This window comes from Arthrobacter sp. 2RAF6 (genome assembly GCF_052115205.1).
Taxonomy (GTDB): domain Bacteria; phylum Actinomycetota; class Actinomycetes; order Actinomycetales; family Micrococcaceae; genus Arthrobacter.
On the sequence record NZ_JBFRGF010000147.1, the window covers coordinates 1 to 349 of the forward strand.

General features: G+C 70.8%; 1 pseudogene. It reads left to right on the forward strand.

Annotated elements, in window-relative coordinates:
• Window positions 1-349: pseudogene (locus AB4Z38_RS25890) on the forward strand (glycosyl hydrolase); the annotation flags it as partial.

Genomic DNA, 349 nt, shown 5'->3' on the forward strand with positions numbered 1-349 from the left:
GCTCCACCGCGCTGGTCTGGTTCGGCGGGGACGCCCCCATCGCGGAGTCCTCCATGGTCCAGTTCCACACCCACTACACGCCCGAGGAGAGCAGCACGATCCGCTTGGGCTTCTCCACCGTGGGGCACGGCCGGATCTTCGTGGACGGGCAGCTCCGGCTTGAGGCAAGCATCGAGGCCACGGGCACCGACCTGGGCGCTGCGTTCCTGGCCCCGCCCTCCGCCTCCGTTCCGGTCGCGGCGAGGGCAGGTGTTCCGCTGGAGGTCACGGTGGAACTGGACCTCGCCGGGCGCACCGGGTCCCTGTCCAACGCCCTGGCCGTGACCATCGGGCTCGAAGCGGACAACAC